This is a genomic window from Flavobacterium sp. CFBP9031 (genome assembly GCF_034044945.1).
Classification (GTDB): domain Bacteria; phylum Bacteroidota; class Bacteroidia; order Flavobacteriales; family Flavobacteriaceae; genus Flavobacterium.
On sequence record NZ_JAXCWF010000002.1, the window covers coordinates 30,926 to 44,947 of the forward strand.

Below are 14,022 nucleotides of genomic sequence, written 5' to 3' on the forward strand. Positions count from 1 at the left end.
ACTAAGTTACTAATTTTTAATTAAATATTTATTTTTAACATATTGAAAATAAGCTTCTTGCTTTTAATTTAATGTTTCTTTAAGAATTCTTAAATTACTAAACTTGAATGACTCCCAAATTGAATGGTTTTTGAATAGGAGCGTGGTTTGCAGCTTCAATTCCCATTGAAATCCAATTGCGGGTTTCTAATGGATCAATAATTGCGTCTGTCCACAATCTTGAGGCTGCATAATAAGGAGAAGTCTGCTCGTCGTAACGTGCTTTTATTTTATTGAATAGCTCTGTTTCTTTGGCTTCATCGACTTTCTCTCCTTTTGCTTTAAGCGAAGAAGCTTCAATTTGTGCTAATACTTTTGCCGCTTGAGTTCCACCCATTACAGCAAGTTCTGCGCTTGGCCATGCAAATATTAATCGAGGATCATAAGCTTTTCCGCACATAGCATAGTTTCCTGCTCCGTATGAATTTCCGACAATAACTGTAAATTTTGGAACAACTGAATTGCTTACAGCATTTACCATTTTGGCACCGTCTTTAATAATTCCGCCATGTTCAGATTTTGAACCTACCATGAAACCAGTAACATCTTGTAAAAACACCAATGGAATTTTTTTCTGGTTGCAATTGGCAATAAAACGAGTAGCTTTATCGGCACTGTCAGAATAAATAACACCGCCAAACTGCATTTCTCCTTTTTTGGTTTTCACCACTTTTCTTTGGTTGGCGATAATACCTACAGCCCAGCCATCAATTCTGGCATAACCTGTAATTAGAGATTGTCCGTAACCTTCTTTGTAAGCTTCAAATTCTGAATTATCAACCAGACGCTTAATGATTTCCATCATATCGTATTGTTCGGTTCTGGCTTTTGGAAGGATTCCGTAAATGTCATTTGGTTCTAATGCCGGTTTTTCCGATTTGATTCGGCTATAGCCTGCTTTATCAAAATCACCAATTTTATCTACAATATTTTTGATTTTATCTAAAGCATCTTTATCGTCTTTGGCTTTATAATCGGTAACGCCTGAAATTTCGCAATGTGTTGTCGCACCACCTAAAGTTTCATTGTCTATTGTTTCTCCAATAGCAGCTTTTACTAAATAGCTTCCAGCAAGGAAAATACTTCCCGTTTTGTCAACGATTAGAGCTTCGTCACTCATAATTGGCAGATAAGCTCCGCCAGCAACACAGCTTCCCATAACGGCAGCAATTTGGGTAATGCCCATGCTGCTCATTTGAGCGTTGTTTCTAAAAATACGTCCAAAATGTTCTTTGTCTGGAAAAATTTCATCTTGCATTGGCAGATAAACTCCTGCACTGTCTACAAGATAAATTATAGGAAGTCGGTTTTCCATCGCAATTTCCTGCGCACGAAGATTTTTCTTTCCTGTAATCGGAAACCAAGCTCCGGCTTTTACAGTTGCATCATTGGCAACTACAATACATTGTTTGCCTTTGATGTAGCCAATTTTCACCACAACACCTCCAGAAGGGCAGCCACCATGTTCTGGGTACATTCCTTCTCCAGCAAACCCTCCAATCTCAATACTTTTAGAATTTTCATCCAATAAATAAGCAATTCTTTCGCGAGCGGTCATTTTACCTTCAGCATGCAGTTTTTCGATTCTTTTTTCGCCTCCGCCTAATTTTACTTTGGCGAATTTTTGTTTTAGTTCAGAAAGAAGTAATTTATTGTGATCTTCGTTTTTATTGAAGTTTAAATCCATGATGTAGTATTGATTTGATAAAATAGTGTTGGCTAATTTACAAAATCAATTGAAATAAATGAGTAGCTTCACGAATTTAAGAAATAGCTTGCAAATGTTTTTTCATTGTATTTTTCAAAAGTAGGGCGAGAAGGATTACTCAATTATTTTTCTTTAATTTGTTATTTCATACTAATTAGTATTTTTTATGTCAAAAGCGGCAAATACACGACTTTCAATTCTACATAAAGCATTTGAATTGATTTATACCAAAGGGTATCAAACCACTAGTATTGATGAAATTATTGCGACAACTCAAGTAACAAAAGGTGCTTTCTACTATCATTTTAAAACGAAAGATGAAATGGGAGTTGCAATTATTGAAGAAATTCTAAAACCAACGATGCAGGAACATTTCATAAAGCCAACAGAAGCCTCTCAAAATCCTATTGAAGATTTTTATAATATGATTTCATATTTGTTGTTTGAAGATCCTTTCCTGCAGGTAAAATACGGCTGTCCAGTTGGAAATCTTACTCAGGAAATGACGCCATGGAATACTAAATTCAGTGAAGCTTTAGCCGAATTGGTTGATTTATGGAAGGCAACCATCATCAATTCAATTGAAAAAGGAAAAGAAGCAGGTTTAATTCGTAAAGATGTCGTTGGTGAACAAGTAGCATTTTTTATCTTATCTGGTTATTGGGGAATACGAAATTTCGGGAAACTTCAGAACGATGATTCTTCTTATCTGGTTTATTTAAAGGAACTTAATGTTTATTTGAATGGTTTAAAATAAAATTAATATTCAAAACATACCAATTAGTATGTTTTTGAATATATTTGCATTGTCTAAATCAAAAAACAATGTATCAAACACTTTTAGAAGGCCATTCATTTGTGAGGTGGCTTGTATTAGTAAGCTTATTGTATTCTATTTTTATTGCTTACAAAGGTTATTCTCAAAAACTTCCTTTTACCAAAAAGGATAATCTCCTCAGACACTGGACAGCCACAATTGCTCATATTCAGCTTCTCTTTGGAATATTGGTATATGTGCAAAGTCCAATTGTGAAATATTTTTGGAGAAATTATAAAGATGCTGTTCAAAATCTGGATGCTTCTTTCTTCGGAATTATTCATATTACTTTAATGCTTGTAGCGATTATTTTTATAACAATTGGATCTGCTTTAGCCAAAAGAAAACTTTCTGACAAAGAGAAGTTTAAAACCATGCTTATTTGGTTTTCTATCGCTTTAATAATCATTTTTATTGCCATTCCGTGGCCATTTTCACCTCTTGCTAACCGACCTTATTTTAGATAATTATGAAAAATTTATTTCACACCAATACCGGACGTTTACGAATTATTGGATTTCTCGAAGGAACTTCACTTTTGATTTTGCTTTTTATAGCAATGCCCATGAAATATATTTTTGAAATGCCATTTTTGACCAGGCCAGTAGGAACCATTCATGGAGCTTTATTTCTACTTTTTGTATTTAATACAATAAGCGTTGGAGTAGAGCAGAACTGGAAGTTTGCAACTACAACATGGAAAGTGCTTTTAGCTTGTATAATTCCCTTTGGTACTTTTTATATTGATTCTAAAATTTTAAGTAAGATTAAAAACGGGTAAAATCATGATTTTTGTATTCAAAACAAATGTTGACAGCATTTCGAAAGTGAAGAAAGTTACGCCAAAACTGAATCGTTTGTTTCCAGATTCAAAATGGAATTTTGATCTTGAAGATCGTGATAATATTCTCAGATTTGAATGTAAAGATGATATCATCGAAAAAGTAATTTTCCTGATGAAAGTTATTGGCTTTGAATGTGAAGCTTTATAAAACAAAAAAACATCCGCAAAAGCGGATGTTTTTTTATAAATAGAATTGAATTATTTTTTAGGAATGCAAACCATTTGTTTAAGCAAAGCCCATTGTTTTAAAGCATCACGAGCTTCAACGGCAGGGTATCCCAACATTGTTTTTCCTGCAGGAACATCTCCAGTAACGCCAGATCCGGCACCAATTATGGCACCATCTCCAATTGTAGTGTGGTCTTTTATAGAAGCGCTTCCGCCAATAATAACTCCGTTTCCTAAGGTTACAGAACCTGCTAAACCACTGTTTCCAGCCATAATGCAGAACTTGCCTAATTTGCTATTATGTCCAATCTGAACTAAATTGTCAATTTTGCATCCGTCGCCAAGAATTGTAGAGCTGAATTTTCCTCGGTCAACACAAGAATTTGCGCCAATTTCAACTCCATTTCCAATGATAACATTTCCAATTTGCGGAATCTTTACCAATCCTTTTTCTGTGCAAGGACGAAATCCAAAACCATCTGCACCAATTGTTGCATTTGGATGAATGATGCATTCGCTTCCGATATGACAACGTTCACGAATAACGGTTCCAGACCAGATAATCGTGTTTCTTCCGATTGTACATTCGTCTAAAATGGTCACGTTAGGATAAATTACGGTGTTAGCGCCAATTTCTACTTTTGGGCCAATGTAGCAGCCAGCGCCAATTTTAACGCCTTCACCAATTATAGCGGTTTCGTCTATAGTGGCTGTTTTATGAATGTTGTTATGAAAGATTGGGGCAGGGGGAGCAAAAAGGGCAAGGATTTGTGACATTGCCAAATCGGCATTTTTTACTTTTATAAAAGCGCGGTTCTCTCCAGGCTCTATTGAAATATCTTCGTTTACAACTGCAATGGAAGCATTAGATGTCGACCAGTATTTTTCGTATTTTTTATTTCCGATAAATGAGATTTCCGAAGTCGTTGCTTTTTCTAATTGTTCTGTTGCAGTTACGCTTTGTGAAGTACTGCCGTAAATTACACCATTAATAACTTCGCTAATTTCTTGAATTGAATAGGATCTCATTGACAAATTTTAATCGACTAAAGGGTTATTTTTTGCCAAATAAAATGAATTAGATTTTAATTACCTAATTATTTTTTCACGTTTCTTAATAAATGTTTAAAATAAGATGGTAATTTTTACAAAATTAACATTCAGTGTATTAATTTAATGAGGGTTTTTTAATAAATTGAGTAATAGACGCTTGGGTATTTTGTGTAGAATAATTGAAAAGTGAGTATAGAAAATAAATAATTTAATTGTTAGGTTATCGCTTACATTTGTTTTGTTAAATCATTTATAGTGAGGGTTTAATAAAAAAAGCGATTCGTTTTAATGAACCGCTTTTTGATGTATTATTCTTTGATTTTTGATAAAGAAACTGCGTTAATGCAGTAGCGTAAGCCACTTGGAGGCGGACCATCAGGAAAAATGTGGCCTAAATGCGAATCGCAAACATTACAGGTTACTTCAACACGGATCATTCCGTGAGATCTATCGGCGTGATATCCAACCGCATTTTCTTTTACGGGTTGTGTAAAAGAGGGCCATCCTGTTCCAGATTCGAACTTTTCGCTGGCATCAAACAATAAAGTGCCGCAGCATTTACATTCGTAAATTCCAGGTTCAAATAAACTGCACATTTCTGAGCTAAAAGATCTTTCAGTTCCCTTTAAACGTGTAACCTGAAATTCTTCTGGAGTTAGAATTTGTTTCCATTCTTCATCCGTTTTCTCCACTCTTTTGTCTGGAGTTGGATTTCCTTTATTTGTAAAATGAATTACATCTGCCCATTTTATCATAACTTTTTTGTTTTAAAGTTTAAAGTTTAAAGTTTCAGGTTTCAAGTTTACTGCAACTGACCACTAAAAAAAAACTGAACACTGAACACTGAACACTGAACACTGACCACTGAATACTATTCCTCTTCCTTCTGTCCCATCATCATTAGATAGGCTTTAAGGAATGGATCGATATTTCCGTTCATTACACCGTCCACATCGCTGGTTTCGTAACCTGTACGAACGTCTTTTACCAATTTATAAGGTTGCATAACGTAATTACGAATTTGCGAACCCCATTCGATTTTCATTTTTCCAGCTTCAATATCAGCACGTTGCGCTTGTTGTTTCTTCAATTCGATTTCATACAATTGAGAACGAAGCATTTGCATGGCACGTTGTCTGTTGTCTTGCTGAGATCTGGTTTCAGAACATTGAATCTGAATTCCAGTTGGTTTGTGAACTAACTGAACTTTAGTTTCAACTTTATTTACATTCTGTCCACCAGCACCACTCGAACGAGAAGTTGTGATTTCGATATCGGCAGGATTAATGTCGATTTCGATACTATCATCAACTAATGGATAAACATAAACCGATACGAAAGAAGTATGACGTTTTGCATTACTGTCAAAAGGCGAAATACGAACCAAACGGTGAACACCATTTTCTCCTTTTAAATATCCAAAAGAATAATCTCCTTCGAATTCTAAAGTTACGGTTTTAATTCCAGCTACGTCGCCTTCTTGAAAGTTAAGTTCTTTGATTTTGTAGCCATAGCTTTCTCCCCACATCATGTACATACGCATCAGCATTCCTGCCCAATCGCAACTTTCAGTTCCGCCAGCTCCTGCAGTAATTTGAACTACCGCACTTAAGCTGTCGCCTTCGTCAGAAAGCATGTTTTTGAACTCGATATTTTCAATATGTGCTTGTGCCGCTTCATATTGTTCATCCAGTTCCTCTACAATAAGTTCTCCTTCTTTGTAAAAATCATAAGCTAGCTGTAATTCTTCTGTAAGTGATACGGCTTTGTCATAATCTTCAATCCATTTTTTCTTGTTTCGAAGGTTCTTTACAATGTTCTCTGCTTCTTTTGGATTGTTCCAAAAATCAGGAGCAAAAGTTTTTTCTTCTTCGTTTGCAATCTCGATTAGTTTAGCATCGACGTCAAAGATACCTCCTCAACGCACCAAGGCGCTCCACAATACCTTTTACTTGTTCGGCTGTTGTCATAAATTAATTAATAGGTTTTTATATGTTTTTTAGAATTATTACGTTAATTTGGTCTATAGAAACGAGCGAGTTAAATTTTATTAAACTTGCCCAGAATAACTATTTGTAATACGTAATTTTGCATACAAAAATAAGATATAGTTTTTAGAATATGGAAATAAATTTAATCAGCGATACCATAACAAAGCCTACTTATGAGATGCTTCAGTATATGTTTAACGCTCATGTCGGCGATGATGTATACAAACAGGACCCAACGGTGATTGAATTAGAAAATAGAACAGCGGAGTTTTTTGGTATGGAAGCTGGACTTTTTTTTCCGTCTGGAACTATGGCAAACCAGACTGCAATTAAACTGCACACGCAGCCTGGAGAACAATTAATTGCAGATAAATATGCTCACGTTTATCATTATGAAGGTGGAGGAGTTTCTTTTAATAGCGGTGTTTCTTGCTGTTTATTGGATGGAAATCGCGGAATGATAACTGCTGCGCAAGTAAAAGCCGCAATAAACGATCCAGAGTTTTATCATAGTCCGCTAACGAGTTTGGTTTGTGTAGAAAATACAACTAATAAAGGTGGTGGCGCTTGTTACGAATTAGAAGATTTAAAAGAGATAAAAAAAGTCTGTGATGCTCATAATTTGAAGTTTCATTTAGATGGTGCGAGAATCTGGAATGCATTAGTGGCTAAAAGACAGAATCCCAGAGAATTTGGAGCAATTTTCGATACAATTTCAGTTTGTTTGTCTAAAGGATTAGGTGCTCCAATTGGTTCTGTACTGCTTGGAAGTAAAGCTGATATTCACAGAGCGTTGAGAATCAGGAAGATATTGGGTGGAGGAATGCGTCAAGTTGGTTATTTGGCTGCGGCAGGATTATATGCTTTGGCTCATAATATCGAAAGATTGGCAGAAGATCATCGCAGAGCGAAAGAAATTGCAAAGATTTTAAGCACAAAACCTTGGATTGCATCTATTGAACCCGTTGAAACCAATATTTTGATTTTTTCGCTTGCAGAAGGTTACAGCGACCAATTGCTAATCGAAAAATTAAAACAGAAAAATATATTGATAAGTTCGCTAGGGCATAACAAACTTCGTATTGTAACACATTTAGATTATAAAGAAGTGATGCATACGTATGTAATAGATACGCTTTCGAAGTTTTAGAGAAAGTTACTAAGTTTTTAAGATTCTAAGTTTCTAAGTCTTCAATAGGGAAAACTCAGAAACTTAGAATCTTAGTTTCTTAGAATCTTATTTAAACAAATTATCCATTCCAGGAATAGACGGCATATCCATTCTAGCTACAGCGTCTAATTCTTTTTCGTTTACACTTGTTGCTTTTTCTATAGCTTTATTTAACGTTACAATTAAATAGTCTTCTAATTGCTCTTTATCTTCTAAAAGAGAATCATCAATAGAAAGCGATTTTATTTTTCTGCTTGCAGTGATAGTAACTTTTAATAATCCGTCAGCGCTTTGTTCATCAATCAAAACAGTATCTAAACGCTTTTTAGTATCTTCAATTTTTTGCTGGGTTTCTTTAAGTTTGCCCATCATTCCCATTAAATCCATTTTTGTTGATTTTTTAAATTATTTCAGACAAAATTACTATATTGCTGTGTGAATTCAATAGAATAATTTAAGAAAAAATTAATTCTGTTCTGTTGGGTTTGTGCTATTTTTGCGTCTTCATATTTAAAAATTAATGCTCAATAAATGCAAAATGATATATCGGCCCCAAAGGCTAAAATAATTCCAAAGACATTAAAAAAACATAAAGAAGCTAGAATTGACAACTATTTCTGGCTTAATGACCGAGAGGATTCTGAAGTAATTGATTATCTAAATAAGGAGAATGCTTATTACCAAAGCATGACTTCTCATACCCGAAATTTAAAAGATAGTCTGTTTGAAGAGATGAAAGCAAGGATTAAAGAAGACGATTCTTCTGTTCCTTATTTCTATAACGGATATTTTTATATTACACGTTTCGAAACAGGGCAGGATTATCCAATTTTTGCTAGAAAAAAAGGAAGCCTTTCTGCCGAAGAAGAAATTCTTTTTAATTGTAACGAAATGGCAAAAGGACACGCTTATTTCAAATTAGGTGGTTTAAGCATTAGTCCAGATAACAAATTTGCTAGTTTTGGAGTAGATATTGTTGGAAGAAGAATTTATACGATTCAAGTAAAAAACTTAGAGACTGGTGAAATCTTGGCGGATAAAATAGAAAATGTTACAGGAGCTTCAGTTTGGGCAAATGACAACAGTACTATTTTTTATGTGAGACAAGATCAAGTTACGTTGAGAGCCGATAAGGTTTTTAGACATAAATTAAATACTGCATCTGAAAATGATGTTTTGGTTTTTGATGAAACTGATGATACTTTTAATGTGTCGATCAGTAAAGAAAAATCAAGAAAATATATTGTAATTGGTTCTGGGAGTACTTTGACGACAGAATATAGAATTCTAAACTCAAGTAATCCAGATGGAGAATTTACAGTCTTTCAGCCTCGTGTACGCGGGTTAGAATACAGTATTTCTCATTACGAAGATTCTTTTTATATTCTAACCAATAAAGATAAGGCGACCAATTTTAAATTGATGAAAACGCCTGAAGGTAAAACAGGAAAGAAAAACTGGGTAGATCTTATTCCGCATAGAGAAGATGTCTTGTTGGAAGATATTGAAATCTTTAAGAATTATTTAGTCGTAGAAGAACGTTCTAACGGATTAAATCATATCAGAATCATGCCTTGGGGCGATGAGCCAGATTATTATCTTCCTTTTGGCAGTGAAACGTATAATGCGTACACGACAACCAATGTTGATTTTGATACTGATATTTTGCGTTACAGTTATCAATCATTGGCAACGCCGTCTTCTGTAATTGATTTTAATATGAAGACAAAAACCAAAGAAATCTTGAAAGAACAAGAGGTTTTGGGAGGAAAATTTGATAAGAACAATTATATAGAAGAAAGAGTTTGGGCAACAGCGAGAGATGGTGTAAAAGTGCCTATTTCGATGGTTTACAGAAAAGGATTGGAGAAAAATGGTAAAAATCCGTTACTGCTTTACGCATACGGTTCGTACGGAATTACGATGGATACGTACTTTTCTTCAACAAGATTATCACTTTTAGACCGCGGATTTGTTTATGCTATTGCGCATATCAGAGGAGGCGAGGACTTAGGAAGACAATGGTATGAAGACGGAAAACTGTTAAAAAAGAAAAATACCTTTACAGATTTCATCGATTGCTCTAAATTTGTAATAGACCAAAAGTATACTTCTCCTGAACATCTTTATGCTGAGGGAGGATCTGCTGGAGGACTTTTAATGGGAGTGATTGTAAATGAAGCTCCTGAATTGTATAATGGCGTTATCGCTCAGGTGCCTTTTGTAGACGTAATTACCACGATGTTGGACGACAGTATTCCGCTTACAACTGGAGAGTATGACGAATGGGGGAACCCAAACAAGAAAGAATATTACGATTATATGTTGTCGTATTCGCCTTACGATAACGTAAAAGCACAAGAATATCCTAATATGTATGTGTCTACTGGTCTTCATGATTCGCAGGTACAATATTGGGAGCCAGCTAAATGGGTTGCGAAATTGCGAGATTTGAAAACAAATAATAAACTTTTGTTTTTAGATACCAATATGGATGCAGGTCATGGCGGGGCTTCGGGACGTTTTGAGGCTTTAAAAGACTTAGCAAAAGAATTTAGTTTTTTATTAGATTTAGAAAAAATTAAAAGCTAATTAGAAATTTTTTGTTAAATTTGCAACCTATCAAGGTTAATTTAGAAAAGACCTTTGATTAACTATTTTTTTATGAAAGAAGAAATAACTGCTTATAATAATGTTTTAGAGTTAATAGGAAACACCCCCCTTATTAAGCTAAATAAAATTACCGAAGAGTTAGAAGGAAATTTCTACGCAAAGGTAGAAGCTTTCAACCCAGGTCATTCCTCAAAAGATAGAATAGCACTATATATTATTGAAGAAGCCGAAAGAAAAGGAATTCTATCTCCGGGAGATACCATTATCGAAACAACATCTGGTAACACAGGATTTAGTTTAGCAATGGTAAGCATTATTAAAGGTTACAATTGTATTTTGGCTGTAAGTTCAAAATCATCTAAAGATAAAATTGACATGTTGAGAAGTTTAGGCGCCAAAGTGTATGTCTGTCCGGCTCACGTTTCTGCAGATGATGAAAGATCTTATTATAATGTAGCAAAACGTTTGCACGAAGAGACAAAAGGTTCAGTCTACATTAATCAATATTTCAATCAATTAAATATTGATGCTCACTACAACACTACAGGTCCTGAGATTTGGGAACAAACAAAAGGACAAATTACGCACTTAGTTGCTTGCAGCGGAACAGGAGGAACTATCTCTGGAACTGCAAAATTCTTAAAAGAAAAAAATCCAAATATTAGAATTTTAGGAGTTGATGCTTTTGGTTCTGTATTGAAAAAATACCATGAGACAAAAGAATTCGATAGCAAAGAAATTTACCCTTACCGTATAGAAGGTCTTGGTAAAAACTTAATTCCATCGGCTACAGATTTTGATATTATTGATAAGTTCATGAAAGTAACCGACGAAGAAAGTGCTCACTCTGCTAGAGAGATTACTAGAAAAGAAGGTTTATTTGTTGGATATACTTCTGGAGCAGTAATGCAAGCTATTAAACAATATGCTGAAGAAGGAGAATTTACAAAAGAAAGTAATATTATTGCTATCTTCCCAGATCATGGTTCTCGTTACATGAGTAAAGTATTCAGCGATGATTGGATGAACGAGCAAGGTTTCTTTGATAGTGTTAATGAAGAAGAAGCTCAAAAAATTGAATTCGTAAAGTAGTATATACTTTATATTAATATAGAAACTCCATTCGTAACTTTCGAATGGAGTTTTTTTTTGTTGGCTTCTTTTTCCGTAAGTGAACAAAAGTGTAAAAGTTAAAATTTATTATTTTGTTGATTATACCGTATTTATACGTAGGAAATTATTAAGATTAATAAATTTAATTTAAAGTTTTAATAAAATTTTTGAGTTTTAAAAAATGACTTTTTATAGATGAAATGCTTAAAAAACGTTATTTTAACGAGTATTTAGGTAAGTTGTCGGAAATATTTTAGCTCGAGACCATAATAATATAGTTTAGGGGTATTAAAATAACATAGTTGTTTAATCCCTAAAATCTACTATTATGAAAAAAATACTACTAACAGTATTGTTTGTAAGTTATTTGAATGTGAATGCGCAAACACCGATTCAGGAATTTAACTTTAATGGTACTTTAAATAATACTGCAAACACCACTTCGTTTATCGGTACCAACAATTTCGTAGCAGACAGAGCTGGAGTTTTAAAAGGAGCTCAGCGATTGAATAATAAAGCTCTAGAAGCTGTAATTGACAATCTCCCTCAAGGAAAAAGCTCAAGAACAGTTAGTATTTGGGTTAAGTTCAATGATATTTCAAACGCAAACTATATTTGGGGGTACGGAAATCCGTTAAATGCTCAATACTGTGGCTTATTACATCAAGCAACCACTACTTCTAACTCCGATTTGAGTTTAGCAGCTTGGGGAGCCTCTAATGATGTTATTGTGTCTACACCTTTAGAAAAAAGTGTTTGGTACAATTATACCATTACCTACGAAGGAACTACTTCTAAAATATACAGAGATGGAAAATTATTGAAATATTTAGAAGGTATGACCAGATCTACTAATGGTACTATTTTTAGATTGGGCGAAATAAATACAATGGTTGGAATAAATGCTGATATAGACGATTTAAAGATTTACGATGTAGCTTTAACGCCAGAGCAGGTAACAGGATTATATGAAAGCGAAAAAGCAACTAATTTGGTTGCGACTTCTGTAGAAACAAAAACGGCAAAAACGGCCGTAAAAGCAAAAACTGCAAATGAGACGATTATTAGTTCAAGCGACATAAGTGGTGCATCTAAGACAGTTGAAATTTATTCGCAAGGACAAAAAATAGTAGGAAGTAATGCGGCAAATATTAGCAATCTTCCAGAAGGGACTTATTTATTAAAAATTACCAGCACTCCGTCAAAGAAAATTACTTCTAAATAAAGGTTTTTTTAGTTTTTAAATGTTAGTTAGTTTTTTTATTGCGCAAGCAATTGGGTTTTTGGAATAGTAAGGAAAGCTTTCTGTGTTCAGAAGGCTTTTTTTAATTTGTTCGATAGATAACTCTGTAGCACTTCAAATATTCTGTAAAAGAAAGGTGTTTGATGGGTAAAAGTATTTTTGTGAGAATTATGCATTTGTATGTAGGAATTGTTTGGAGATGCTGAATTTTAATTATAGTTTTAACAAATTTTCTAAAAATAATAAACGAAATTTTAGAACTGTAAAATCTAAAGAATTTACATTTTACAGTCAGTTGCTATTTGCCTTAAACCAAAACTATCTGATAAAGCTACTACTATGAAAAAAATATTACTCACTTTATTGTTTGTAAATTTTTTAACCGCCAATGCGCAAAATCCGGTGCAGGAGTTTAATTTCAATGGAAATTTAAACAGTGCCGATAACTCCATTTCATTTCTAGGCACACCGCTTTTTGTAAACGATAGAATGGGAAGTCCTAAAAGCGCTTTACGACTTGTAAATAAAGGGTATCAGGCTGTGGTAGGAGAGCTTCCACAAGATAATAAACCAAAAACAATATCGGTTTGGGTAAAATTTAATGCGGTCAACATTCCTAATTATATTTTAGGATATGGTAATGCCGTAAACGGGCAATATTTTGGATTAGTTCAGCAGCCAGCAGTAGGATCTAGTGCAGATGTAAGTTTGGTGGGATGGGGAGATGCGAATAATGTAATTGTTTCTGTGCCTTTAGTAAAAGAAACTTGGTATTTTTATAGTATTACTTATGATGGAAATATTTCTAAAATCTACCGAAATGGCGAATTGCTAAAATCTGCAGAAGGAATTCAGCGTGCAGCAAAAGGTTATATTTTAAATCTTGGAAAACTGAATACCTCAACGAGCATCAATGCAGATATTGATGATTTAAGATTGTATAGTGTTGCCATGACAGACGAACAGGTGAGGGAAGCGTATAATAGTTCCAAACCAAGTGGTGCTCCGGTAACCGAAAGCATACCAGTCTCAAGTCCTGTAACTTCAATTACATCAAAAAAAGCTGTTGTAGCAGCTATGCCTGTAAAGACTGCAGCTCCCGCGACTTCAGCAGAAACCAATAAAAGTGGTAAAACCATTGAGGTCTTCTCACAAGGAAAGCAAATAATGAGTGCCAATGCCTCTAATATAACTGATTTGCCCGAAGGAACTTATTTGATTAAGGTTATTAATTCGGCAGGGAAAAAATAGTGTGATAATTC

14 protein-coding genes are annotated in these 14,022 nt (G+C 34.3%); 9 read left to right on the forward strand and 5 right to left on the reverse strand.

What is annotated here, in order from left to right; all coding sequences use genetic code 11:
• Positions 1–97: 97 nt before the first annotated feature.
• Positions 98–1,726, reverse strand: coding sequence for an acyl-CoA carboxylase subunit beta (locus SOM12_RS03675; RefSeq protein WP_095930906.1), 1,629 nt, complete (start codon positions 1,724–1,726; stop codon positions 98–100).
• 187 nt (positions 1,727–1,913) lie between these two features.
• Between SOM12_RS03675 and SOM12_RS03680 the strand changes: the two genes are divergently transcribed.
• From SOM12_RS03680 to SOM12_RS03695, 4 genes are all read left to right on the forward strand, one after another.
• Complete coding sequence (locus SOM12_RS03680) at positions 1,914–2,504, forward strand: TetR/AcrR family transcriptional regulator (protein ID WP_320492425.1); 591 nt, start codon at positions 1,914–1,916, stop codon at positions 2,502–2,504.
• 68 nt (positions 2,505–2,572) lie between these two features.
• A complete protein-coding gene (locus SOM12_RS03685; protein ID WP_095930904.1) occupies positions 2,573–3,031 on the forward strand; it encodes a hypothetical protein in 459 nt (152 codons plus the stop codon).
• 2 nt (positions 3,032–3,033) lie between these two features.
• Positions 3,034–3,345 carry a DUF3817 domain-containing protein gene (locus SOM12_RS03690; RefSeq protein ID WP_095930903.1) on the forward strand — a complete coding sequence of 104 codons (312 nt, stop codon included), beginning with the start codon at positions 3,034–3,036 and terminating at the stop codon, positions 3,343–3,345.
• A 4-nt stretch (positions 3,346–3,349) separates the two neighbouring features.
• Positions 3,350–3,556 carry a hypothetical protein gene (locus SOM12_RS03695; protein WP_095930902.1) on the forward strand — a complete coding sequence of 69 codons (207 nt, stop codon included), beginning with the start codon at positions 3,350–3,352 and terminating at the stop codon, positions 3,554–3,556.
• A 50-nt stretch (positions 3,557–3,606) separates the two neighbouring features.
• Here SOM12_RS03695 and lpxD read toward each other — a convergent pair whose 3' ends face one another.
• The 3 genes from lpxD to prfB form a co-directional block, all read right to left on the reverse strand.
• A complete protein-coding gene (gene lpxD / locus SOM12_RS03700; RefSeq protein ID WP_320492427.1) occupies positions 3,607–4,605 on the reverse strand; it encodes a UDP-3-O-(3-hydroxymyristoyl)glucosamine N-acyltransferase in 999 nt (332 codons plus the stop codon).
• A gap of 332 nt (positions 4,606–4,937) precedes the next feature.
• The gene (msrB, locus tag SOM12_RS03705) at positions 4,938–5,384 is read right to left on the reverse strand and encodes a peptide-methionine (R)-S-oxide reductase MsrB (RefSeq protein WP_095930900.1); all 447 of its coding nucleotides are present in this window, start codon (positions 5,382–5,384) and stop codon (positions 4,938–4,940) included.
• 116 nt (positions 5,385–5,500) lie between these two features.
• Positions 5,501–6,599 (reverse strand): peptide chain release factor 2 gene (gene prfB / locus SOM12_RS03710; RefSeq protein WP_320492428.1). Its coding sequence is split into 2 segments (ribosomal slippage): positions 5,501–6,535 and positions 6,537–6,599, totalling 1,098 coding nucleotides; the frame shifts between segments, so codons are not numbered across the junction.
• A gap of 151 nt (positions 6,600–6,750) precedes the next feature.
• Here prfB and SOM12_RS03715 point away from each other — a divergent pair.
• On the forward strand, positions 6,751–7,770 hold the full coding sequence (locus tag SOM12_RS03715) for a threonine aldolase family protein (protein ID WP_095930898.1): 1,020 nt from the start codon (positions 6,751–6,753) through the stop codon (positions 7,768–7,770).
• 87 nt (positions 7,771–7,857) lie between these two features.
• Here SOM12_RS03715 and SOM12_RS03720 read toward each other — a convergent pair whose 3' ends face one another.
• Positions 7,858–8,178: a YbaB/EbfC family nucleoid-associated protein gene (locus SOM12_RS03720; protein WP_095930897.1), complete on the reverse strand. Its 321-nt coding sequence runs from the start codon at positions 8,176–8,178 to the stop codon at positions 7,858–7,860.
• Positions 8,179–8,322: 144 nt separating this feature from the next.
• Here SOM12_RS03720 and SOM12_RS03725 point away from each other — a divergent pair, with 144 nt between their 5' ends.
• The 4 genes from SOM12_RS03725 (at position 8,323) to SOM12_RS03740 (ending at position 14,011) form a co-directional block, all read left to right on the forward strand.
• On the forward strand, positions 8,323–10,383 hold the full coding sequence (locus SOM12_RS03725) for a S9 family peptidase (RefSeq protein WP_095930896.1): 2,061 nt from the start codon (positions 8,323–8,325) through the stop codon (positions 10,381–10,383).
• Positions 10,384–10,455: 72 nt separating this feature from the next.
• Complete coding sequence (locus SOM12_RS03730) at positions 10,456–11,496, forward strand: PLP-dependent cysteine synthase family protein (protein ID WP_095930895.1); 1,041 nt, start codon at positions 10,456–10,458, stop codon at positions 11,494–11,496.
• A 349-nt stretch (positions 11,497–11,845) separates the two neighbouring features.
• Positions 11,846–12,742 (forward strand): LamG-like jellyroll fold domain-containing protein, encoded by an 897-nt coding sequence (locus SOM12_RS03735; protein WP_320492429.1) that lies wholly within the window; start codon positions 11,846–11,848, stop codon positions 12,740–12,742.
• A gap of 357 nt (positions 12,743–13,099) precedes the next feature.
• The gene (locus SOM12_RS03740; RefSeq protein ID WP_320492430.1) at positions 13,100–14,011 is read left to right on the forward strand and encodes a LamG domain-containing protein; all 912 of its coding nucleotides are present in this window, start codon (positions 13,100–13,102) and stop codon (positions 14,009–14,011) included.
• Positions 14,012–14,022 lie beyond the last annotated feature (11 nt).